This is a genomic window from Geminicoccus harenae, assembly GCF_019800005.1.
GTDB lineage: Bacteria > Pseudomonadota > Alphaproteobacteria > Geminicoccales > Geminicoccaceae > Geminicoccus > Geminicoccus harenae.
The window spans coordinates 70,822-93,705 of the sequence record NZ_JABGCL010000010.1 but is presented as its reverse complement, the minus strand read 5'-3'; the positions used below and the strand labels follow the sequence as shown (position 1 = coordinate 93,705).

The following is a 22,884-nucleotide window of genomic DNA, read 5'->3' as shown; positions in this document are numbered from 1 at the left end:
TTCGTCAGGTGGTGGCGTCGAATGCGCTGCGCGGATTGTGGACCAGCATGCGCTGGATGGCATCCTCCGCAACGCCGTGACGGCGCAGGCGCGGCACGAAATGGCGCAGCACGAAGGCGTAGCCGTTGCCGCCATAAGCGGTGAGCATGTTCTTCAGGAACACGTCCTGCGAGAGCAGCAGCTTGTGGCCGTAGCCGTCGTCGACCAAGCGGCTTATGGCGCGGGCATATTCCTCGTCCGACGGGCACTGCACGCCCTGGTCGGCATAGAAGAAGTCCATGCCGATCATGTCGTACTCGATGAAGGCGCCCCGGTCGGCGCAGGCCTTCTGGTAGGCGGGATCGTCGAAGGACGGGTTCATGTGGCAGAGGATGGTGTGGTTGGGATCCGCACCCTCCGCCTCGATCAGGTCCAGCACCGGGAGGCCCAGGCGGAACCAGCCGGGCAGGTGGACCATCAGAGGCAGCCCCGTCCGCTTCTGCGCCCTGGCTGCCCCCTGGAGCGACTTGCGCTCCTCGGGCGTGAAGTCCGAGCTGACCCCGATCTCGCCGATCAGCCCGATGCGGACCCCGTCCACGCCTTCCAGCGCTTCCCGCACGATCTGGTCGGCCACGTCGTCCACCGACATGGAAGCGAGTTCCGGCGGATGCGAGCTCTGCAGATAGTAGCCCGAGCCCATCACGATCTGCAGGCCGGTGGCCAGCGCGATCCGCTGCAGTGCCACCGGATTACGGCCGATGCCCCGGCAGGTGGGGTCGACCACGGTGGCACCGCCGGCCCGGCGGAACGCCTTCAGCTCCTCGATCGCCAGCGCCTCGTCGTCCAGGCCGCAATTGTGCAGGTTGACGAACGGGTCCTGGCGCAGCTCGGACAGGATGCCAATCTCGACCTTGCCGTACGCCAGATACTGCCGCTCGGGTTCCTTGGGTGGATTCCACCAGCAGCGGCAGTCGTTGAGGATATGCTCGTGCGGGAGCGTGATGCCCATGCGCCCGGACGGGATCGGCCCCGCCACGGTCATGACTTGGCCCGAGCCGACATGGGCCGGGGATAGCTCGCTCATCGCCTGCGTCCGCCTCGGAAGACCTTGGTGTTGAGCCAGATGGCAGCCAGGATGATCAGGCCGGTCACGATCTGGGTGAAAAACGGCGAGATGTGCGCCAGGATCAGGCCGTTGCCGATCACGGCGATGGTGAGCGCCCCTAGGCAGGTGCCGAGGATGCTGCCGCGCCCACCCATGAGCGAGGTGCCGCCCAGCACCACCGCGGCGATCACGTCCAGCTCGAAGCCCACCGCCGCATTGGACGAGCCCGAGCCGAGCCGGGCCGCGATCACGATGCCGGCCAGCGCCGCGGCGGTCCCGGTCAGCACATAGACCGCCATCGTCACGCCCTGCACGCCGATGCCGGCCCGGCGCGCCGCCTCGGCATTGGCGCCGATCGCGGTGACGTAGCGGCCAAAGCGGGTGGAGGACAGCACCAGCGCACCCGCCGCCATCACCAGCACCGCCAGGATCGCGGGGAACGGCAGGCCCAGGAACCAGCCGCGGCCGATCTGGACGAACCAGTTGTCCGACGCGATCGGGATGGAGAAGCCCTGGGTGAGGAGCAGCGCCACGCCGCGCAGGATCGACAGCCCGGCCAGCGTCACGATGAAGGCGGGAATGCCTTCCCGTGCCACGAACCAGCCCTGGACGAGGCCGACCAGCGCGCCCAGCACCAGCATGGCCAGCACGGCGAGCGGCCAGGGCACGCCCGCCTGCAAGGCGATCGCCACCAGCGCATTGATCAGTGCCACGGTCGAGCCGACCGACAGGTCGATGCCGCCGGTCGTGATCACGAAGGTCATCGCGACCGCCACGATGATCAGCGGCGCCGACTGGCGCAGGAGGTTGAGCAGGTTGCCCTGGCTCAGGAAGGCGCCGGTGTTCAGGCTGAACAGCACCACCATCAGGAGGAAGAACGCGGCGATGCTGAGCACCTGGGCGTGCCGGGCGAGAAAGTCGTGGTAGCGGGGACCGGTCGGCCGGCGCTCATAGACGGGCGTCGTGCTCATGCATGGCCCTTCAGCTTCTCGGCCTTGCCACCGACGATCAGCCCGACCAGGTCCTCCAGGTCGGTCTCCCCGACCCTGCGCTCCGCGACCTTGGTGCCCTCGTACATGACCGCGATCCGGTCGCAGACCCGGAACAGGTCCTGGAGGCGGTGGGTGATCAGGATGATGGAGGTGCCGCCGTCGGCGAGGCGACGGATCAGCCGCAGCACCGCCTCCACCTCCGCCACGGCCAGGGCCGAGGTCGGCTCGTCCATGATCAGGACGCGCGGCGCGAAGGCGGCAGCGCGGGCGATCGCGATCGACTGGCGCTGGCCGCCGGAGAGCTGCTCGACATAGGCGTCCAGGCTCGGGACATGGATGTCGAGCGCATCGAGGTTGCGCCTGGCCTCCTCGCGCATCCGCCGGCGATCGAGCAGCTGCAGGCCGAGCACGGAGCGGCGTGGCTCCCGGCCGAGGAACAGGTTGCCGGCCACGTCGATCGTGTCGCAGAGCGAGAGGTCCTGGTAGACCATCTCGATGCCGATCGCGCGTGCCTCGGCGGGCGTGGTGTAGCCGGCCGCCTGCCCGTCCACCAGGATGCGCCCCTCGTCCGGCACATAGGCGCCGCTGATCACCTTGGTCAGCGTCGACTTGCCGGCCGCATTGTCGCCGACCAGGCCCAGCACCTCGCCCGGCATCAGGTCGAGATCGACCCCGCGCAGCGCCTGGATCGAGCCGAACTGCTTGCGGATGCCTTCCAGGCGGATGCGTGGGGTGGCAGCCGCCGCGGCGGCTGCCCGGTCGATCCCCCCGGTCACTTGAAGATGGCGCGGTAGGGCTCGACGTTGCTCTTGTCGACGATCTCCACCGGCACGTCGATCTGCTTCTCGACCGTCTCGCCCTTGGCGGCCTTGACCGCCGCCTCGACCGCGGCAGCCCCCATGCCGGCCGGGTCCTGCTGGACCACGCCCACCACATAGCCGTCGTCGATGCCCTTGATCACCGAGGCGGTGAGGTCCCAGCCGACCACCTTCACGTCCGCCTGGCGGCCCTGGCTCTCCACCGCGGCGACCGCGCCCACCAGCGCTGGCTCGCCGGTCGCGTAGATCGCGGTCAGGTCGGGATTGGCGGTCATCAGGTTCTCGGCGGCCGACATCGCATTGTCCTGGATGTTCCGGCCGTCCACCACGCCCGCCATGGTGATGCCTTCGGCATTGGTCACCACGTCCTCGAAGCCCTTCTGGCGGACGTTCTGGATGAAGGAGTTGAGCGCGCCAACGATGCCGACCTTGGCGCTGCCGCCCATGTCGTTCCTGACGATCTCCAAAAAGCGCTCGCCCATCATCTTGCCGGCCAGCGCATTGTCGACGCCGACCTGCGCCACCTGCGGGCCCTCGGGCAGGATCGCGTCCACCGCGACCACCGGGATCTTCGCCTCGCCCGCCGCCTGCACCGCCGGCATGATGCCGTTCACGTCGATCGCCACCACCACCAGCGCGTCGACGCCCTGGGCGATATAGGTCTCGATCGCGTTGTTCTGCGCGGCCGGGTCGTTGTTGGCGTTGAAGATCACCAGCTCGGCACCGAGCTCGTCGGCCTTCTTCTGGGCACCCTCGTTCATCTGGGTGAAGAACAGGGCCTGCTGGTTGATCTGCACGAGGCCGACCGTCGGCTTTTCCTGGGCCATCGGCCCGGTGCTGGCGAGACCGAGGCCGGCGGCGAGCGCCGCACCGGCGAGGAGGACACGTCGACGAAAGGTCATGGTCCGCAACTCCCCCAACTCGACGGCGCGACTGCCGCGAGATCCTGTCTTATGCGCCGAAAACGCTAGTAGCCCCGATTGAAACGTTCAAACTCCTTCTTTGGCTAGCGCGTCCGCCAGTTCGTCCGCCACCGGCCGATATTCCTGGGCACCCGGCACCAGCACCGAGCGGCTGGCGGCCAGCACGGCCAGCCGGGCCGCATCGGCGGCCGGGCGTCCCGACAGCCAGGCGGCCAGATAGGTGCCGACGAAGCAGTCGCCTGCACCGGTGCGGTCCGCCGGAACCACCGCGTCGGTTGGGACGCGGATCGGCCGCCGGCCGGGCTCCAGCAGGGCTGCGCCCTCCGCACCCAGCGTGACCACCAGCGTGGCCCTGCCCGCCAGCGCGCCCAGTGCGGGCAGGCAGTCGGCCGTGGCCGACATGCCGGTGACGGCGTGTGCGGTGGGGCCGTCCAGGAACACCAGGTCGAGCAGTTCGGCGAGCCGGCGGATGGCAGCCGGCGTGCGCAGGGCCGGGCGCAGCCCCGGGGCATGGCAGGACAGGAGGAGGCCCCGGCTCCGCGCTGCCGGCAGGGCGTCCAGCAGTTCCTCGAGCTGGTCGCCCTGGATGTGCAGGCAGTGGCGCCCGGCCTGCCTCGGCAGGCTGCCCAGCCAGGCCAGGAGGTCGGCCTTCGGCACTTGTAGCGGCTCGTTGACGATGGTGCGGCTGCCTTCGGCGTCGACCAGGACGATGCAGCGCGACAGGTGGCCGTCCGGCCGGCGTGAGCCTTCGGTCAGCGCCACGCCGCGGCTGGCGAGCAGGCCGGCCGCCCAGTCGCTGTGGGCGTCGGCGCCCAGGCGCGTCATCAGCTCTGTCCAGACCGCCAGCGGCGACCCGAGCCCGGCCGCGACCGCCGCGACATTGGCCGCGGCCCCGCCCAGCGTCTCCTCGATCAGCCGCGCCTGGGCCCGCTCGTCGGCGCCCGGCAGCACGTCCAGCCGCGCGGTCAGATCGGCGCACAGATAGCCGATCGCCGTCAGGCGCGGCATGCCGGGCGGCGGGGCAACAGGGCCACGCCGGCGCCGGCTGTTCAGCACCCGCCCTGCCTGGTCCGGCGCATAGCCGAGCCGCTCGATCGCCGCCTCGATCGCGATGCGGGTCGGGGCGGCGACCGGCCGGGCACCCGTCAGGACATTGCTGACCGTGCCGATCGAGACGCCGGCCGCCATCGCGACGTCGCGGATGGTGGCGCGCCGTTTCACGGCCGCAGCCTCTGGAGCTCGGCGGCGTCGGGAAAGGCGCGCAGCGTCCCCTGCCGACCGACCTTCAGGCTCGCCGCGGCCACCCCCCAGCGCAGGGCCAGGAGCGGCGCCATGCCCAGGCACAAGCCCGCGGCCAGCACGCCCGCCAGCACGTCACCCGCCCCGGTCGTGTCGACCGCCTGGACCGCCGGGGCAGCGACCTCGTCCTGGCGCCCCTGCCGGTCCCGCAGCACCGCACCGTCGGCACCGCGCGTGACCACCACCGCATCGGCCGGCCCCAGGTCGAGCATGGCCGCCTCGGGCTCATTGACCAGCACGAGGTCGACATCCGCCAGGAGCGGCGGCCAGTCGAACCAGAGGGGCGACGGGTTGGCGAGTGTCCGGGCGCCTCGTTGCCGAGCTGCGGCGAGCGCTGCCCCCGTGGCATCGGCCGGCAGGTTGCCCTGGACCAGGAGGAAGTCGCCCGGCGCCAGGCCGGCGCAGGCCGCCTCGGCCGCCGCGGCATCGACGCCACGCGCCTGATCCGCCGTGGTCACGATCATGTTCTGCCCGTCGGCGCCGACCAGCACGATCGAGCGGTCGGTGGGTGCCTCGACGCTCCGCAGGACCTCTACCGCCAGACCCTCCGCGGCCAGCGCTGCCCGGATCCGCTGTCCTTTGGCATCGGTGCCGAGTGCAGTGGCGAGCCGCACAGGCACCCCACATCGCCCGGCCGCCACCGCCTGGTTCAGGCCCTTGCCGCCGACATCACCGGCCTGGCCGTCGGCCAGCAGCGTTTCCCCTGGCAGCGGCAGCCGGGGCAGGCGAAGTGCCAGGTCCAGGGCGGCATTGCCCAGGACCAGGAGCCGCGTCATCGATACTTCGCCGCCTCGGCCATCAGCGCGCGCACGCGGTCGACCTCCACCTCGTTCCACCAGACGCCGTCGCGCTTGAGCGAGCTCGCCACGATCGCACCACTGGCATGGCGCAGGATGTTGCCGATATTGGCGATCGTGGCGCCAGAGCCGGTGAGCACCGGCAGGGAGGTAGCGCCCCGGATCTCGGCGATCTCCGCCTTGTTGGCGGCGTCGCCGGTGCGCTGGCCGGTAGCGATCACCACGTCCGCCCCCGACCATTCCAGGTCGCGGGTGAGCTCCGCCACGGAGCGGTCGGCAGTGATCGCATGGGCGCCGTGCTTGACGTGGCTGTCGGCGAAGATCCGGATGGAGGTGGCGGCCAGCGCCTTGCGGTAGCGCAGCGCCACCGCGGCCGGACCCTCGATGATCCCCTCGTTGGCGACATAGGCGTTGGCCCACTGGTTGACGCGCACGAAGCCGGCACCCCCGGCCACCGCCACCGCGAGCGCCACCTCGGCGGCATTGGCCAGCACGTTGATCCCGGTCGGCAGGCCCGCGGCACGGACCACCCGCTCGGTGGCGACCGCCATGCAGGCCGCCGTCTCCGGCCCGATCCGGTCCGGCTTGAGAAAGGGGATGTCGCCGTGGTTCTCGACGATCAGCCCGTCCACGCCACCCTCGGCATAGGCCTCAGCGTCGCGCACCGCCCGCTCATAGATGGCACTGACCGGCCCCCCATCATGCTCGGGCGACCCCGGCAGCGGCAGGAGATGCACGACGCCAATCACTACGCCGTCCTGGCGGCCGAACAGGTCCATCAGGGCATGGGCACGCGGCCGGACGACAGGAGCGCTGGACATGGGCAGGCCTGAATTGAAACGGTTCATACTGACCTGTCTCCTAGCATCGAGCGACCGTGGCGTCCTGCGACTTGGACGACCCGTCGAATAGGCCTAGCGTGACGGCGTGGCATGGCCCCTTGCGAAGGTCCGCATGCGCCCGATCCTCCCCCTCCTCCCCTGCCTGGCCCTGCTCCTGACGCCGCTCGGAGGCGTGCGGGCGGAGGTGGTACTGGACGGTACGGTCGGCAGCCGCGGCAGGCTCACCCTGAACGGCCAGGACGTGCGCATCACGCCGGACATGGGGTCCACCCGCGGCAGCAACCTGTTCCACAGCTTCGAGAAGTTCGGCGTGCCCGCGGGTGATGCCGTGACCTTCGAGGGGCCGGCCGGCACCGCCAACATCATCGGCAGGGTGACTGGGCCGGATGGCTCGCAGATCCACGGCACCCTGCGCTCGACCGCGGTCGGCGCCGGCCTGTGGCTGCTCAACCCCAACGGCATCGTGGTGGGCAAGGGTGCCACGATCGACGTGCCGGGCTCGCTGCATCTGTCGACCGCCGACGAGTTGCGCTTCGAGGGTGATGCGAAGTTCAGCGCCCGGGACATCCAGGGCAGCCAGCTCACCGCGGCGGCGCCAGAAGCCTTCGGCTTCCTCGGTGGGCCGATTGGCGAGCTGAAGGTGGAGGCGCCGGAACTCGACCGGGGCAATATCGGCTTCCTGACGACGACGTCCCTTACCGGCGGATCGGTCAGCATCGACGGGACGTTGCTGGTCACGGACGGCCCGCTGCTGATCGCCGGGCAGGCCGGGCCGGGCGAGGTCCGGCTGGATCAGGCCCATGCCGTGGCCCGGGACGGGAACGTCCGCATCGAGGGTGGTGCCGATCTCGTCGCTTGGTTGTTCTTCCCGGAGGAACTGCTTCGGGTGGAAGGAGGCAACGTCACGATCCAGGCAGCCAACCTGACTGCCCGCTCCTTCAGCAGCATCGGCCTGACCAGCGCCCCGGCAATCGCGATTGCGGGCCGCTCGGTGCAGATCGATGGCGGGGGTGACCTGTCCTTCGGCCAGATCTTCACCCAGGCAGTCGGCACGGATCGGGCACCGTCGATCATCATCACCGCCGACGACATCCTCCTGCAGCATGGCGCCGCCTACAGTCAGGTGTCGGAGACCGGCCCCTCCGGCGAGGTCGTCCTCAAGGGCGAGCGCATCACCCTGGCCGATGGAACCCTCGTCGGCAGCCCCTCGTCCGGAACCGGTACGCCCGGCAAGGGCGGACGCACCTTCATCGTCGCCGATGAACGCCTGGTGCTGCGCAACGGGGCCCAGATCCTGAGCTTCACCGAAGGGCTGGCCGGTGCCGGTGACATCGTGCTGAGGGTGGGGGCGCTCGATGTCACCGACGGCTCGATCGCGACCAGCAGCAACGCCGGGACGGGACGTGCCGGGCAGATCGACATCGTGGCCAGGGACAAGGCCTCGATCGACGGCTCGTCCACCCTGGGTGCGTTTACGATCACCCAGGCACCTGGCGGCAGCATCCGGATCGTTGCCGACGAGGTGGACCTTTCGGGAACGACCCGGGTCACGACCTCCACGGAAGCGTCCGGCAAAGCCGGCAATATCTCGATCAGCGGCGACAAGGTCACGCTCCGCGACGCTACCCTCGTAGATTCCACCTCCCGTGGCGGCACAGGATCGGCTGGCGAGATCACCGTCGCCTCCACCACCGAAACCCGTTTGGACGGAGGGGCGGTTTCGACTATCGCCGATCCCGGGTCGGGCGGGCGCATCCTCCTCCTGGTGGGTGACCGGCTGATCCTGGAGAACGGAGGAGCGATCGGCAGCCGGATCGAAGGGAACGTCCAGGGCGCACAGGCTGGCTCGGTCGCCATCCAGGGCATCGGCGGGGGCGATGGCGGCCCGGTCGTGCTGGACGCCAGCTCGTTCATCATCGCGGATGCCCCCAACGTGGGCGACGGGGGCACGATCCGGATCGCCACGGACGGGCTGATCGCAAGGCCCGGCCAGATCGATGCGTCCGCCCGGCAGGGCAATGCCGGCACCGTCGCCACCACCTCGCCGCAGACCGACATCGTGTCGAGCTTTGCCGGGCTCGATGCCCAGGTGGCGCCGGCCGACCGGCTGCTGGCGACCTCCTGCGATGCGCGGGAGATCGCCTCCAGCCTGGTAGTGGGTGCCGTACGGGGTGGCGAGGACGCGTTCGACCCGCGGCGGCCATTTGGCAGCCAGGCCCAGGCCGAGGGCTGCGCGCGCTAGGCGGCCTGGTTCATGAGCCAGTCGGCCGGCCGCGGCAGGTCGACATCCTCCAGCAGTGCCACGCGCAGGGCGGGATCGGCCATGGCGAAGGCGTCCACCCAGTAGCCGGCGGCGGCCGCGGCTCGCGCATCGGCGAACGGGGCGTGCGGGACGAAGCGCAGCGTGCCGCGTGCCGAGACGTCGGCGGTGCGCACCGTGGGATCGGGCACCAGCGTCAGGGCGAACACATGGTCCTGCCCCTCTGCCAGCCGCACGCCGACGTCCTTCAGGGAAAGGGCATGGATGCCGGCCGCGGCACCACGCTTCATCACCCGATGGAGCAGCGGCTCGGTGCCGCCGACCGGGGTGAGGCTCAGCTCGACGCGCAGGCCGTAATCGGCCGAGAGGTACCAGAACAGGTCGGGCTGGGCGGTGGCCGACAGCGCCGGCTCCTCGCTGAGCAGGACCTCCGGCTGCGCCTTGCCGCGGCCGGAGCGGGTGCCGCCCTGGACGCGGGTCTTGGGCGCGCCGAAGCGCTTGAGCAGGTTGCCGTCCGCGGCCTGGGCCGGCAGGGCGCCCAGTGCTGTCAGTCCCAGGGCCCCGAACAGGATCTCCCGACGGCCGAGCATCGCTTCACACTCCCAGCGGATCACCGACCTCGTCCGTGACCCGGAAGACAGGTACCGGCTGCGCCTTGCCCTTCAGGGTCAGGCTGCCGACCGGACGTGCATGGCAGTGCTCGTCCAGGTGGTGCAAGGTAGTTGCCGAGATCAGGATGCGGCAGTGATCTCCGTCACCGTCGGCACCCGGACCGGCCCAGCTCTCCAGCCGGGCCGCCGTGTTCACCGTATCACCCAGGATGGTGTACTGCAGCCGCGCCCGGCCGCCGATCGCACCCGCCACCAGGGGCCCGGTATGGATCCCGATCCGGATCGCGATGCCCGGCCGCCCGCTCGCCACGAGCTTCCCCGACAGGTCGGGCAGCCGGCGGCGGATCTTCAGCGCGGCCGCGACCGCGGCCCTGGCGTCCGCCGCCTCGCCGGCCGCATCGGTGCGCGGCACCGGCACGCCGAACGCCGCCATCATGCCGTCGCCCATGAAGTCCGCGACGATCCCGCCTTCCTCGGCGATGCAGTCGGCCATCAGCGTATGGAAGGCCTCGAGCCAGTCCAGCAGCTCGGCGGGCGTCATCCGCTCGGACACGGCGGTGAACCCGCGCACGTCGGAGAACAGCACGGTCGCGACCATGGTCTGCGGCACCGGCCGGCCTTCTTTCAGCAGCCGGTCGCGGCCGGCCCAGAGCGTGTCGGCCACGCTCGGCGGCAGGTAGGTGCGGAACAGGCCGGTCAGCCGCGCGCGCTGGCGCCGCTCGCGCCAGGCAACCAGCACGAAACCCAGGCCCGCCGCGCCGAGCCAGCCGAGCAAGGGCGGCACCCAGGCCAGCCAGATCCCCTGGACGAAGCCGTAGAGGGCGATCGCCGGCCAAGCCAGGGCGCCCAGGAGCAGGGCCGGCAGGCTCAGGGCCGGGGCGGCGATCAGCCCGCCGGCGGCGGCACCCAGCAGGCAGGCGAGGCCGGTCACTACCAGCCAGGCCCAGGGCGGTGCCGGGCGGAATGGTGGCACCTGCCCGCGCGCCTCCAGCAGGAGCTGGGCGGTGAGCTGGGCATGGGCTTCCACGCCGAACAGGGAGCGGCCGGGCAAGGCGGTTTCCGAGGCCCGGTCGAGCAGCGGGCTGGTGACGATGTCGCCGACGCTGCGCGCGGTGCTGCCGACCAGCACCACCTTGTCCCGCAATGCGTCCGGCGGCAGGCGCCCCGCCAGCAGGTCGGTGATCCGCAGGACCGGCAGGTCGGTCACCGGCCAGCTCGCCAGGAACTCGTAGCCGCCGCCGACACTCTCTGCCCCGGCATAGGGCCCGTCCTCGGCCCGCAGCGGCGCGACGGCGCGGCGGCCGATCGGCAGCACTTCCTCCGGCACCGCGCCGTCCGGGGCCAGCGCCTCGCCTGCGGTTGCGAGCTGGGCCAGCCGTGCGGCGAGCGACCAGATGCCGAGCACCGGCTCGGCCACCTCGGGATCGGGAAACACATCGCCCAGGATGCCGCGCCGCACCACGTCGTCCGGGTCCGGTACCAGGTTGGGCGATACCAGCCGGTCCATCTCCGCCAAGCTGGCCAGGCGCGGCGGCAGCTCTTTGGCGAAGGTGTCGAGCACGAGCGCCAAGTTGGGCGTGCGCTCCATCAGCGCCACCAGCCGCTCGGTGTCGGCCGGATCGGCCGCCTGCCCCAGGGGACCCACCGGCATGTCGCCGCGGAAGAAGTCCAGCCCAATCGCGGCCGGCTCCGCTGCGGCCAGGATCTCGATGATCCGGGCGACCGTGGCATCGGCGAGCGGCCAGCCGAGGTCGGCCTTGGCCCGGTCGTCCACGCCCAGCACCACCACGCCCGGGTCCGGCCGCTCCGTGACCTGGCGCGCCAGCGTCACGATCACGTCGTGGCCGACCAGCTCCGCCGGGCGCAGGGCGCCTGCGGTACGCAGCGCCACCACCCCCGCCATCACCAGGACGGCGATCGCCAGCAGCAGGACGAGCGGGCCGATCTCGATCCCCTGGCCACATCCGGGGCGCACGCGCTGCATCCTGGTATCCACGCCTCCATCCCCGTCTGGCTCTAGCGCCACGGCCGGGCGGCTGCGAGCGACTTCCGGTAACGATCCGCTGGCAATGGCGCACGGCTCCGCTAAGGCTGGAGCGGAGCGGACCCGTGGAGAATGCCGGTCTTGGGGGGATCCTGCGCGTGCGGCATCCGTGCCTGGATGCTCGGCTGTTGCCTGCTGCTGTGCCTGTTGCTGGCAGCGGGTGCCACGCCCGCGCGCGCGCAGGCCGAGCTTGCCTTTCCCGTGGACCGGATCGAGCTGCGGTTCTCGCCGGCCGATGTCGCTCCGCCGATCGACCGGGCCGGGCTGGCCGACCTGCTGGCGGCCCATGAGGGCCGCAGCCTCACCACCGGCGAGCTGGTCGACCTGCGCGACGCCATCACCGCCCGCTATGTCGAACGGGGCTATGTGAATTCAGGCGCGGTGATCGCCGGCCAGGACCTGCGCGACCGGGTGCTCGACATCGACATCGTGCTGGGCAGGCTCGGTGAGATCGACGTGCAGGGCGCGTCCGGCCTGGATCCCGCCTATGTCGCGGACCGGCTGCGGCTAGCCGCTGGCACGCCGTTCAACCTGGAGACTCTGCGCGCACGCCTCCAGGTCCTGCTCAAGGACCCGATGATCGCCGCGATCGATGCGAGCGTCCTGCCCGGCGGGGAACGTGGCGAGGCCAGGCTGCTGGTCCAGGTCGAGGAGCGGCCGCCCTTCACGATCGACGCCCAGCTCGCCAACGACCAGTCGCCCTCGATCGGCTCGCTCCGCCTGGATACCGTCGCCCTGTGGAAGAGCCTGACCGGCCAGGGCGATCCGCTGCGCCTGGAGGCGGCTGCGTCCGAGGGGGCCTGGAGCGTGGAGCTGGCCTATGAGCGGCCGGTGACCGCGACCGACCTGCGCCTGCGCGCGGTGGTCGACTATGCCGATGCGCGGGTGGTGGAGGATCCGTTCGACGCGCTCGACATCGAGAGCAACTCGGCCGGGATCGAGCTGGGCGCGTCCTACCCGGTCTACCGTACGGCGCAGGACGACGTGCTGCTCGACCTGTCGCTGGAGCGCCGGCGCGGCGAGAGCTTCCTGCTGGGCGACGGCTTCTCGTTCGCGCCGGGTACCAAGGACGGGGTGAGCGATGTCACCGCCCTGCGCTTCGCCCAGACCTGGCTGCGTCAGGACCGCATGTTCGCGCTCGCCGCCCAGTCGATCTTCAGCATCGGCCTGGATGCGCTGGGCTCCTCCGACCGCTGCTACGACGAGGATGGCGATCGCCAGCCCTGCAGCGAGTTCTTCACCTGGCAGGCGCAGCTGGAAGCGGTGCTGCTGCCGTTCGCCGCCCATCCGACGTGGGCGGTGGCCAACCACCAGATCGTGGTCCGCGCCGGCGGCCAGCTCGCCGCAGACCCGCTCCTGCCGTCCGAGCAGTTCACGATCGGCGGCATCGACACGGTGCGCGGCTATCGCGAGAATCTGCTGGTGCGCGACACAGGGTGGTTCGCCTCGCTGGAATACCGCATCCCGATCGCAAGGCTGCCGATCCCGGGCCTGGAGCGCACGGTGGCGGACGGGCTGGTCGAGCTGATCCCGTTCGTCGACGCAGGCGGCGGCGAGGATCGGATGAACCCGGAGCAGACCGACCACACCATCGCCAGTGCCGGGATCGGCCTGCGCTGGCGGCCGTCCGAACGGCTGGACCTGGCCCTGTACGTCGCCCAGCCCTTCGAGGGGCGGCCCGACGACATCGACGACCTCCAGGACCTGGGCATCCATTTCCGGATCCGCTGCGGGATCTGGCCCTGGCCGTTCGCCAGCACCGGGCGGTCCTGATGCGCCGGCTCGCCCGCCTGCTCCTGCCGATGCTGCTCTGGCCGGTGCTGTGCCTGGGGGGTGCCGGTGCTCGGGCGGACGAGGCAGGCGAGTTGATCAGGGCCCGCCAGTGCTTCCCGGCAGCCCTGCTCCTGGCCGGGCAGGCGGCCGGCCAGGGTGACGCTGCGCTTGGCCGGTTCTGCGCCCTGGCGACCAGCCGCTGCGATGGCCAGGACCATGCCTGGACGGTGCCGCCCGAGCCGATGCCGGCGGGTGCCGTCTGGCAGGCCTGCCTCGGCCGGATCGACGCCATGGCCCGCCGTCTGGCCGTGGTGCCGCCGGCCGATACCTGTGAGGAGCGGGCGGATCTGGCCGCCGTGGCCCGCCGGGTCCGTGATCGAGCGCAGGAAGCCTACCGGCGCCAGGACGACCTGGTGGCGCGGCTGGAAGCGGTGCGCGCCGATCTTGCCGCCCGGCCGCAGCCGATCGCGAACGACCCCTGCCCGCCGCCGCCCGTCGAGGTGGCGGAGACCGCGGCGCTGCATGAGGCTGGCGGCTCCCCGGAGGAGCAGCTGGTGGCGGCGCTTCTCGCCAGCGAGCTGACGGGCGATCCTGCCCCGCTGGAGGCCGCCGAGGCCGCGATCACGGCACACGGCCGTCCCGACCTGGCAGCGGTCGCCGTGGGCCTGGCGGCGGAGCGGCTGGCGGGGCTGGGCCGAGCCGAGGCCGCGCTCGCCGCTGCCGATCGGGCGATCCTGGGCGCCGGGCAGGCCGATCTCGGCCAGGTGGAGGCCGAGGCGCTGGCGGTGCGGGCGGCCATGCTCGACCGCCTGGGGAACGATCCGGCCGCGGCCAGCGACGCCTATGCCGCGGCACTCCGCGCCCTGGACCGCCGCCGCGCGGCACTGCTGGACTATGACTGGATCCGCCAGGGCTCCCCCTACCGGCTCCAGGTGGCCCCGCTGGTCGAGCGCTACGTAGCCCTGGAGATCGCACGTGCCGCCAGCCTGCCGGAGACGGAGCGGGTCGCGATCTATCGCGAGGTGATCCGGTTCGCCGACCAGGCCCGTGCGGCGGAGCTGTCCGACTATTTCCAGGACGACTGCGTAGCCGACCTGCGGGCGCGGACTCGGAGCGTCGGCGAGATCGATCCCCATGCCGCCGCCCTGGTGACGATCGTGCAGCGAAACGGCATCGAGCTGTTCATGATGCTGCCGGACGGGCGGATCCGGCACCACCGCTCGCCTTTGCCGGCCCGTGGCGAGCTGGAGGCCTACCCGTTCCGCCTGACCGACCCGACCCAGCCGGACGGCTGGAAGGCGCAGTCGCGGGAACTCTACGACCTGCTGATCCGCCCATTCGACGACGAGCTAGACGGTGTCGAGACGCTGGTGTTCGTGCCGGACGGGCCCTTGCGCCACGTGCTGCCGGCTACCCTGCTGGACGGGGACAGCTTCCTGCTCGAGCGCATGGCGGTGGCGCTCAACCCGGGCCTGGACTTCGTCGACACCGCACCCGCGCCGCGGGGCAGCGCCTCCTGGCTGCTCGGCGCCACCGCCAGGGCTTGCCCGCCCCGCTGGGACGCGCTGGACGGCACCGAGGCCGAAATCGAGGCGATCGCAGCGCTCAGCCCGCCGGCCGGCACCGTCACCCTGGTCGACGACGCGTTCGACCGCGCCGGGCTGTTCCAGGACCTGGCGACCCGGCCGCTCTCGGTGCTGCATTTCGCGACCCATGCCGAGTTCGCCCCGGAGGCCTCGGACAGCAAGGTCCTGCTCGGCACCTGCGAGGAGCTGGGCCTGGACGACCTGGAGCGGCTGATCAAGCAGGCTCGCTATCGCGACCGGCCGGTCGAACTCCTGGTGCTGAGCGCCTGCCAGAGTGCCTTGGGCGACGACCGTGCCGCGCTGGGTCTGGCGGGGCTGGCGGTGAAGTCCGGGGCGCGGGCTGCGATCGGCTCGATGTGGAAGGTCGACGACCAGGCGGCCGAGCGGCTGATGACCCTGTTCCACGGCGAGCTTGCCACGGGCGATGTCGGGAAGGCCGAAGCATTGCGCCGGGCCCAGCTTACCCTGGCGGCCGAGCCGGGCATGGCCGCACCGGTCTACTGGGCGGCGTTCCAGCTCGTCGGCGACTGGCGGTAGCCGGCCGGCTCCGGATCGGGTGGCGGACGAACGCGGGCGCAACGGAACGGCCTGCGCGGCAGGCGCTTTCTCCTCCGTCAACTGCAAAGCCACATCGCCCGCCGGCCAGGAGCTCGTTCCCGGATGGGGGCCTGGAGATCGTGATGACCAAGCTGAAGCCCCTGTCCGAGCAGGTGATCGTGGTCACCGGCGCTTCCAGCGGCATTGGCCTTGCGACCGCGCAGGCCGCGGCGGCGGCTGGCGCCAGGGTCGTGCTGGCCGCGCGCAGCGATGCCGCCCTCGATGAGGCGGTGCGGCAGATCACCGGGCGCGGCGGCGAGGCGATCTGGGTGCATTGCGACGTGGCGAGGCGGGACGACGTGCAGAAGCTCGCGGACACCGCCATCGACCGGTTCGGCCGCATCGACAGCTGGGTCAACAATGCCGGGGTCGGCATCTTCGGCCCGATCGAGAAGATCGACGAGGCCGACATGCGCCAGCTGTTCGACACGAACTTCTGGGGCGTCGTCCACGGTTCGCTGGTCGCCGTTCCTTACCTGGAGCGGCAGGGCGGGGCGCTGATCAATGTCGGCAGCGTGGCGTCGGACCGGGCCCTGCCGATGCAGGGCATCTACTCGGCAAGCAAGCATGCGGTGAAAGGCTTCACCGACGCGTTGCGGATGGAGCTGGAGGAGCGGAACGCTCCGATCGTGGTCACGCTCATCAAGCCCGGGTCGATCGGCACGCCCATGCCGCAGCACATGAAGAACTACACGAGCCACGAGGTGCAGCTCCCGCCGCCGATCTACGCGCCGGAGGACGCGGCCATGGCCATCCTGGACGCTGCGCAGCACCCGAGGCGGGACGTCTTCATCGGCTCCTCCGCCCGCACCGGAAGCACGCTCGGCCATGTCGCCCCACGCCTGCTCGACAAGGTCAGCGAGGAGTTGCTGTTCGACGCGCAGCGCGGGCCGCAGCCGCCCACCCCGACCGACAACCTCTACGAGGGGCGGGCCGAGGCGCAGGTCCGCGGCAGTCGCCCCGGCAGCATGATCCGCCCGAGCCTCTATACGAGGGCCACGCTGCATCCGGCGGTCGCCACGGCGGTCATGGCGGGTGTGGCGCTGCTTGCCAGCCGCATACTCCGGCCGCGCTGACCCCGGCGGCCGGTGCGGCTACGGGATCAGCCGGCCGGCGCGCAGCTCGCGGAACAGGTCGAGGAAGGAGGCCTCGGTCGGCTGGAACGCGGCAAAGCCCAGCCTGCGGCTGTTCTTCATGTCGGTCATCACCTCGATCGGCCGGCCGAGGTCCAGGTCGGTGTGCCAGGGCGAGGCCAGCCGGTCGAGCTCGGGCTCCGCGAGGCCGTGACGCCCGGCGATCTCGCGCCAGACCGGTGCGTCCTGCGCCATCTCGGCTTCCAGCGGCCGCAGCTCGCCCTCGTAGCCGATCCAGTCCACGCCGAAGCAGCCGGCCAGGCGCGGCCAGAGCCATTTCCAGCGGAAGATGTCGCCATTGACGATGTTGAAGGCCTGGTTCTGCGCCTCCGGCGTGGTCGCCGCCCACAGGAGCTGCTCGGCCAGGATCCGCGCGTCGGTGACGTCCGAGAGACCTTCCCACTGCGCCTGCGAGCCCGGCCAGCAGAACTTCCGGCCGGTTTCCCGGCAGATCGTGGCATAGACGGCGAGCGTCGTGCCGAGGTTCATCGCGTTGCCGACCGCCTTGCCGATCACGGTGTGCGGGCGATGGACGCTCCAGGTGAAGCCTTGGCGTTCCGCCGCCGCGTACACCTCGTCCTCCTGCGCGTAATAGAAGTTCTCGACGTCCAGCCGCGGCATCTCCTCGCGGAGCGGCGTCTCGGGCATCCGCCCTGCTTTCACGTACGAGTCGAACGGCCCCAGATAATGCTTCAACCCGGTCACCAGCGCCACGTGGCGGACGGAGTTGTGCCTGGCCAGCGCCGCCAGCACGTTGCGCACCATCGCCCCGTTGACCCGGATGTTCTCCGCCTCGGTAGGATTGCGCATCCAGGTCGCCAGGAAGACGTGGCTGGGTGCGACCTGCGCCAGCGCCGCGTCCAGGCTCGCCGGGTCGAGCAGGTCGGCCGCCACCGGCCGCAGGCCCTCCGGCTCGGCCGGCGATCGCCGCGCCAAGCCATGGACGGTCCAGCCCTCGGCCAGCAGCCGCTTCGCGAGCGCATTGCCGATGATGCCGCTGGCTCCCACCACCAGTGCCGTGCCGCTCATGTGTGATCCTTCCCGCTTCCCTGCCGGCTAGGATAGGCATGCCGCACGCACCGGACCAGCCGGCACCGGAACGGACATCGCCACCGGCAGGTCGCGGCCGTTCCCACTTTCGGCCAAACCCACTAAGAAGCCTGCCAGCCAAGCGTCGCCCGGACCGTCCATGCCCGTCGAGAACGCGCCCTCCATCGTCGCCCTGATCCCCGCCCGCAGCGGCTCGAAGCGGGTGACCGACAAGAACATCCGCCCGCTCCTGGGCCATCCGGCGATGGCCTACACGATCGCCGCGGCGCGCGCCTCGGGCGTGTTCGACAAGGTCTGCGTGTCGACCGACAGCGGCGACTATGCGGCGATCGCCCGGCACTATGGCGCCGAGGTGGTGATGCGGCCGCCCGAGATGGCCGGCGACCGCTCGCCCGACATCGAATGGGTCGAGCATGCGCTGGGCGCGCTGGAGCCGTTCGACTGCTTCTCGATCCTGCGCCCGACCTCGCCGTTCCGGCAGCCGGAAACGATCCAGCGGGCCTGGACCCAGTTCCTGGCGGAACGGGAGCAGTTCGACAGCCTGCGGGCCGTGCAGAAATGCCGGGAGCATCCGGGCAAGATGTGGGTGATCCGCGGCAACCGGATGTCGCCGCTCCTCCCCTTCGGCCCGCCCGAGCAGCCCTGGCACAGCTCGCAATACCCGACCCTGCCCGAGGTCTACGTGCAGAACGCCAGCCTGGAGATCGCCTGGAGCCGGGTGGTGCGGGACGGCCGGACCATTGCCGGGAACAGCTTCATGCCGTTCCTCACGCAAGGCTTCGAGGGCGTGGACCTGAACGATCCCGAGGACTGGTTCTACGCGCTCTACATCATCGAGCACGAGGGCGCGAAGCTGCCACCGATCGACCGGCCGCCGCCGCAGCTCGGCAATGCCTGAAGCGATCCGAACCGCCCTCCCCTCCGTATTCCCCTTCATGGAAGCAGCGTCTCATGGGTGAACTGACCGGCAACGCCGTCGAGGGCACGCTCTACTGGGTGGCCCCCGACGAGTTCGCGCGGATCCGCAGCCTCGCCATGCCGGCCGTGGCACGGGCCCGGCTGTTCGCCGACCTGGCGCGGCTGAACGTGCTCTACATGATCGCGCGCGCGGGCTCGGGCCATATCGGCAGCTCGTTCAGCTCGATGGAGCTGGTCACCTGGCTGCATCTGGAAGAGATGCGCGACGGCGACGTCTATTTCTCCTCCAAGGGCCACGACGCGCCCGGCCTTTACGCGGTCCTGACGGCGCTGGGACGGCTGCCGGCCGATCTCATGCACCGGTTCCGCAAGCTGGGCGGCCTGCCCGGCCATCCGGACGTGGGCACGCCCGGCATGGTCGCCAACACCGGCTCGCTCGGCATGGGCATCTCCAAGGCCAAGGGGATGGTGTTCGCCAACCGGCTGAAGGGCGGCAAGAGCCCGCGCATCTTCGTGATGCTGGGCGATGGCGAGCTGCAGGAAGGGCAGATCTGGGAGAGCCTGGTTTCGGCGGCGAACCGGGGCTACGACGAGATCACCGCGATCGTCGACCACAACAAGCTGCAGTCCGATACGTTCGTGCAGCAGGTCTCCGACCTGGGTGACCTCGAGGCGAAGTTCCGCGCGTTCGGCTGGCATGTGGCCCGGGTGGACGGCCACGACCTGCCCGGCATCGTCGCTGCCCTGGATGCGATCCGCGGGGTGAGGAAGCCCAAGCTGGTGATCGCCGACACGATCAAGGGCAAGGGCGTCTCCTTCATGGAGCACGTCGCCATGGAGAGCGACGCCGAGCTCTACCGCTTCCATTCCGGCGCCCCGCAGGCGGCCGACTACACCCGCGCCGCCCAGGAGATCATGGACCGGGTCAACCGGATCCTGCGCGAGGCGCGGCAGACCGAGCTGACCCTGGAAACGGTCGAGCGGCCGGTGACCGCACCCCCGGCCCAGGCGCCCGAGCGGCTGATCCCGGCCTATTCCGAGGCGCTGCTAAAGGTAGCAGCCGAGGACAAGCGGGTCGTGGCGCTGGATGCCGACCTGATGCTCGACTGCGGCCTGATCCCGTTCAAGGCGAAGCTGCCCGAGCGCTTCGTCGAGTGCGGAATCGCCGAGATGGACATGGTGAGCCAGGCGGGTGCGATGGCGCGCAAGGGCCTGGTCCCGGTCTGCCACAGCTTCGCCTGCTTTTTGGCGACGCGCGCCAACGAGCAGATCTACAACAACGCCACCGAGCGCTCGAAGGTCGTCTACCTGGCCGCGCTGGCAGGCCTGCTCCCGGGCGGGCCGGGCCATTCCCACCAGTCGGTGCGCGACATCGCCGCCCTGGCCGGCACGCCCGGCCTGACGCTGGTGCAGCCCTCCTGTGCCGCCGAGGTGGAGCCGCTCGTGCGCTGGGCGCTCGAGGCGAACGAGGGCAGCACCTATCTGCGCTTCGTCTCGATCCCCGTGGCTGTGCCCTATGCCCTGCCGGCGAACTACCGAGTGGAGCCCGGGAAAGGCTGGATCGCCAAGGACAGCGGCAGGGACCTCGTGGTAATCGCCTACGGCCCGACCATGGCGACCGAGGCCTGGCATGCGCTGGACCGGGCAGGCGGCGGCCGGCTGGTCATCCTGCCCTGGCTGAACCGGGTCGACGCCGCCTGGCTCGCGGAGGTCACCCGCGATGCCAAGACGGTGGTGACGGTCGACGACCATTATGTCGAGGGAGGACAGGGCGTGGTGCTGGGCGCTGCCTTGCAGGCGCAGCATTTCGGGGGCCGGGTCCTGCATCTGGGCGTTGACCGGATCCCGTCCTGCGGCGCCAATGACGAGGTGCTGGCCGATCACGGCCTGGACGCCGCCGGGATCGCGCGGGCCATCGGTGGCTGAGCCGATCCGGCTCGGCCTGTTCGCGGCGTTCGATCCGAGCTGGGGCGGCGGCGAGAGCTTCCTCGCCAACCTGCTCACGGCCATCGGCAGGCGACCGGAGCTGGAGGTGGTGCTGTTCCACCCGCGCGACGCCGGGGAAACCCGGGTGGCGCGCTGGCGGGCGCTGGGTGCGGTGCCGCGGGCGCTCGACCAGCTGACCCGCCACCACCCGGCGTGGTGGGCGCGCAAGCTCGGCGAGCGGCTGGACCTGCCCTGGCTGGACGGGTTCGACCGGGTGCTGGCGGGCCGGGTCGACGCGACCTTCCTGCGCCCGCTGCCCTGCCGCGCGCCGGTCGTGCCGAACCTGCACTGGATCCCCGACTTCCAGGAGCGGCACCTGCCGGAAATGTTCAGCGCCGCCGAGCGGCGCACCCGGGCCGCCGAGCACGAACGCTTCCTCGACCGTTCGGCACTGACCCTCGTGCAGACCGACGCCGCGGCCGAGGAACTGGCGGGCTGGTTCCCGATGCAGGCGGAGCGGGCACGGGTTCTCTCCTTCGCGGTCACCATTCCCAGCCGCGCGCTCATGGCCGACCCGGTGGCGCTGCTGGAACCGTTCGGCCTGCCCGAGCGGTTCGTCTACCTCCCGGGCCAGCTCTGGCGGCACAAGAACCACGGGCTGGTGGCCGAAGCCCTGGCGCGCGTGCCGGATCTCACCGTGGTCTCCACCGGCCATCTGGTCGATTACCGGGCACCGGACCATGTGGTGGCGCTGCGCGCCAGGCTGACCGAGCTGGGCGTGGAGCGGCGGTTCCGCCTGCTGGGGCCCGTGCCGCTGGACATCGTGTTCGCCCTGCACCGTCGCGCGATGGCGCTCCTGAACCCGTCGCGATTCGAGGGCTGGAGCACCACGGTGGAGGAGGCCAAGGCGCTGGGCCGGCCCCTGCTCCTGTCCGACATCCGCACCCACCGGGCCCAGGCCGCACCGGATCGCGCCGGCTGGTTCGGTGTCGACGATGTGGACGGGCTGGCTCGGCTGTTGACGGCGGTGCGCGACGAGGGCGTGCCCGGCCCGGACCCGATGGCCGAGGCGCAGGCACTCGATGCCTACGAGCTGGCGCGGGCGCGCTTTGCCCACGGCTTCGTGCGGGCCGTCGCCGAAGCCGTGGGCCGGCCTTTGGCTACTCCGCCGCCTTCTGGATGAAGGCGAGATTGGCCTCGCGGATCTTCTTGGCCGCCTCGTCGTACAGGAACGGCAGAAAGGCATAGCGCTTGCCGGCGGTGACCTGGCTCGCCTCGTGCAGGAGCGAGCAGGAGAACACTACGGCGCCACCGGTCGGGGCGCGGTAGGTGCGCCGGCCGAACTCCGGGAAGCGCAGGTCGCCGCCCTCGTATTCCTCGGCGTTCAGGTTGATCGACACGGCGAAGCGCCGGTGCGCGGTGCCCTTGGTGGTGTTGTCGCGATGCGCACGGAAATGCCCGCCTTCCTCGGCCGCATAGCAGGCCACGATGTAACGCTCCATGCGGGTGACGTCGAACTGGTAGGCCTTCTTGATCTCCGGGATCACCCGTCGGCTGAACCTGGTCTGGATCGCGCGGACGAGCTGCTGGTCCTCGATCACCCAGTCGCTGCGGACCTTGTGGCTGCGGTCCTTCACCTCGACGGTCTTGCCGTCGACCTCGCGCATGAAGCCGCTCTCCCTGCCGCCATTGCGCTCGTAGCCCTGGATCAGCACCCGGCACAATTCGGGCTCGAACACCTGCGGGATCACCATGACCGGCGCGTGCGCCAACATCGGCGGCAGGGCGTCGGTGCGCGGCAGGCTCGCCATCAGGTCCAGCACCGCCTGGGCATGGCGCGCCGGGTCGGCCTCGCGGATCTCGGCGGCGATCTGCAGGCGCGGGCTGATCACGACCGTGACGGGATCGTTGCCGGTCAGGCCGAACTGCTGCGCCACCTGGCGGTCCTGGTCCCAGAACGCGCGCACGCCCGGCGTGCGCAGCGGCAGGCGGCTACCGCTCTCGTCGGCAGGATCGGGGGTGACGAAGAACAGGCTGCCATGGCCATCATCGAACAGCAGCGAGGCCGCCAGGGCCTGGGCGAGTGCCGCCCCTGCCGGTTCATCCATGCCCCTGATGAAGGTGAGGATCAGCCAGCGGCCGGCGATCGTGTCGATCTTCAGGGTGGGCGAGTTGGACGAACGCGCCGTGAAGAGGGGGCAGGGGTCGCCGATCGCCATGGCGGCTCACAT

General features: G+C 71.0%; 18 protein-coding genes. 7 read left to right on the top strand and 11 right to left on the bottom strand.

Features of this window, described 5'->3' with window-relative positions:
* Positions 1 to 4 precede the first annotated feature (4 nt).
* The 7 genes from HLA95_RS11460 to HLA95_RS11430 form a co-directional block, all read right to left on the bottom strand.
* Positions 5 to 1,063, bottom strand: a complete 1,059-nt coding sequence (locus HLA95_RS11460; RefSeq protein WP_191060596.1) for a phosphotriesterase family protein — start codon at positions 1,061 to 1,063, stop codon at positions 5 to 7.
* Entirely contained in the window at positions 1,060 to 2,055 is a 996-nt protein-coding gene (locus tag HLA95_RS11455; protein ID WP_191060597.1) for an ABC transporter permease, read from the bottom strand. Before HLA95_RS11455 ends, HLA95_RS11460 begins: the two co-directional genes overlap by 4 nt.
* Entirely contained in the window at positions 2,052 to 2,852 is an 801-nt protein-coding gene (locus HLA95_RS11450; protein ID WP_191060598.1) for an ATP-binding cassette domain-containing protein, read from the bottom strand. Before HLA95_RS11450 ends, HLA95_RS11455 begins: the two co-directional genes overlap by 4 nt.
* On the bottom strand, positions 2,849 to 3,796 hold the full coding sequence (locus HLA95_RS11445) for a substrate-binding domain-containing protein (protein WP_191060599.1): 948 nt from the start codon (positions 3,794 to 3,796) through the stop codon (positions 2,849 to 2,851). The genes HLA95_RS11450 and HLA95_RS11445 overlap by 4 nt, the downstream gene beginning before the upstream one ends.
* Positions 3,797 to 3,883: 87 nt before the next feature.
* Positions 3,884 to 5,038 (bottom strand): PfkB family carbohydrate kinase, encoded by a 1,155-nt coding sequence (locus HLA95_RS11440; protein ID WP_222183384.1) that lies wholly within the window; start codon positions 5,036 to 5,038, stop codon positions 3,884 to 3,886.
* The gene (locus tag HLA95_RS11435) at positions 5,035 to 5,892 is read right to left on the bottom strand and encodes a PfkB family carbohydrate kinase (RefSeq protein ID WP_222183382.1); all 858 of its coding nucleotides are present in this window, start codon (positions 5,890 to 5,892) and stop codon (positions 5,035 to 5,037) included. The genes HLA95_RS11440 and HLA95_RS11435 overlap by 4 nt, the downstream gene beginning before the upstream one ends.
* Positions 5,889 to 6,734 (bottom strand): BtpA/SgcQ family protein, encoded by an 846-nt coding sequence (locus HLA95_RS11430; RefSeq protein WP_191061381.1) that lies wholly within the window; start codon positions 6,732 to 6,734, stop codon positions 5,889 to 5,891. The genes HLA95_RS11435 and HLA95_RS11430 overlap by 4 nt, the downstream gene beginning before the upstream one ends.
* 133 nt (positions 6,735 to 6,867) lie before the next feature.
* Here HLA95_RS11430 and HLA95_RS11425 point away from each other — a divergent pair, with 133 nt between their 5' ends.
* Positions 6,868 to 8,997: a filamentous hemagglutinin N-terminal domain-containing protein gene (locus HLA95_RS11425; RefSeq protein WP_222183380.1), complete on the top strand. Its 2,130-nt coding sequence runs from the start codon at positions 6,868 to 6,870 to the stop codon at positions 8,995 to 8,997.
* Here the strand turns inward: HLA95_RS11425 and HLA95_RS11420 are convergent.
* Together HLA95_RS11420 and HLA95_RS28825 are read right to left on the bottom strand one after the other, a co-directional pair.
* Positions 8,994 to 9,605, bottom strand: coding sequence for a DUF928 domain-containing protein (locus HLA95_RS11420; protein ID WP_191062633.1), 612 nt, complete (start codon positions 9,603 to 9,605; stop codon positions 8,994 to 8,996). The two genes, HLA95_RS11425 and HLA95_RS11420, sit on opposite strands and share 4 nt — an antisense overlap.
* 4 nt (positions 9,606 to 9,609) lie before the next feature.
* Entirely contained in the window at positions 9,610 to 11,610 is a 2,001-nt protein-coding gene (locus HLA95_RS28825; protein WP_222183378.1) for a CHASE2 domain-containing protein, read from the bottom strand.
* 177 nt (positions 11,611 to 11,787) lie between these two features.
* Here HLA95_RS28825 and HLA95_RS11410 point away from each other — a divergent pair, with 177 nt between their 5' ends.
* From HLA95_RS11410 to HLA95_RS11400, 3 genes are all read left to right on the top strand, one after another.
* A complete protein-coding gene (locus tag HLA95_RS11410; RefSeq protein WP_191061689.1) occupies positions 11,788 to 13,443 on the top strand; it encodes a ShlB/FhaC/HecB family hemolysin secretion/activation protein in 1,656 nt (551 codons plus the stop codon).
* Positions 13,443 to 15,566: a CHAT domain-containing protein gene (locus HLA95_RS11405; protein WP_222183376.1), complete on the top strand. Its 2,124-nt coding sequence runs from the start codon at positions 13,443 to 13,445 to the stop codon at positions 15,564 to 15,566. The genes HLA95_RS11410 and HLA95_RS11405 overlap by 1 nt, the downstream gene beginning before the upstream one ends.
* A gap of 143 nt (positions 15,567 to 15,709) precedes the next feature.
* Positions 15,710 to 16,702, top strand: coding sequence for an SDR family oxidoreductase (locus HLA95_RS11400; protein ID WP_222183374.1), 993 nt, complete (start codon positions 15,710 to 15,712; stop codon positions 16,700 to 16,702).
* A gap of 18 nt (positions 16,703 to 16,720) precedes the next feature.
* Here the strand turns inward: HLA95_RS11400 and HLA95_RS11395 are convergent, their stop codons facing one another.
* The gene (locus tag HLA95_RS11395) at positions 16,721 to 17,788 is read right to left on the bottom strand and encodes an SDR family oxidoreductase (RefSeq protein ID WP_222183372.1); all 1,068 of its coding nucleotides are present in this window, start codon (positions 17,786 to 17,788) and stop codon (positions 16,721 to 16,723) included.
* A 160-nt stretch (positions 17,789 to 17,948) separates the two neighbouring features.
* On the opposite strand from HLA95_RS11395, the gene HLA95_RS11390 reads away from it, so the two are divergent.
* The 3 genes from HLA95_RS11390 to HLA95_RS28925 are packed head-to-tail and all read left to right on the top strand — an operon-like array spanning position 17,949 to position 21,836.
* Complete coding sequence (locus HLA95_RS11390; RefSeq protein WP_191061452.1) at positions 17,949 to 18,707, top strand: acylneuraminate cytidylyltransferase family protein; 759 nt, start codon at positions 17,949 to 17,951, stop codon at positions 18,705 to 18,707.
* 53 nt (positions 18,708 to 18,760) lie between these two features.
* Positions 18,761 to 20,653, top strand: a complete 1,893-nt coding sequence (locus HLA95_RS11385) for a thiamine pyrophosphate-binding protein (protein WP_191061451.1) — start codon at positions 18,761 to 18,763, stop codon at positions 20,651 to 20,653.
* On the top strand, positions 20,646 to 21,836 hold the full coding sequence (locus tag HLA95_RS28925; protein ID WP_222183370.1) for a glycosyltransferase: 1,191 nt from the start codon (positions 20,646 to 20,648) through the stop codon (positions 21,834 to 21,836). Before HLA95_RS11385 ends, HLA95_RS28925 begins: the two co-directional genes overlap by 8 nt.
* Here the strand turns inward: HLA95_RS28925 and HLA95_RS11375 are convergent.
* Positions 21,814 to 22,872 carry a 2OG-Fe(II) oxygenase gene (locus tag HLA95_RS11375; RefSeq protein ID WP_191059956.1) on the bottom strand — a complete coding sequence of 353 codons (1,059 nt, stop codon included), beginning with the start codon at positions 22,870 to 22,872 and terminating at the stop codon, positions 21,814 to 21,816. The two genes, HLA95_RS28925 and HLA95_RS11375, sit on opposite strands and share 23 nt — an antisense overlap.
* Between the last annotated feature and the right edge of the window lie 12 nt (positions 22,873 to 22,884).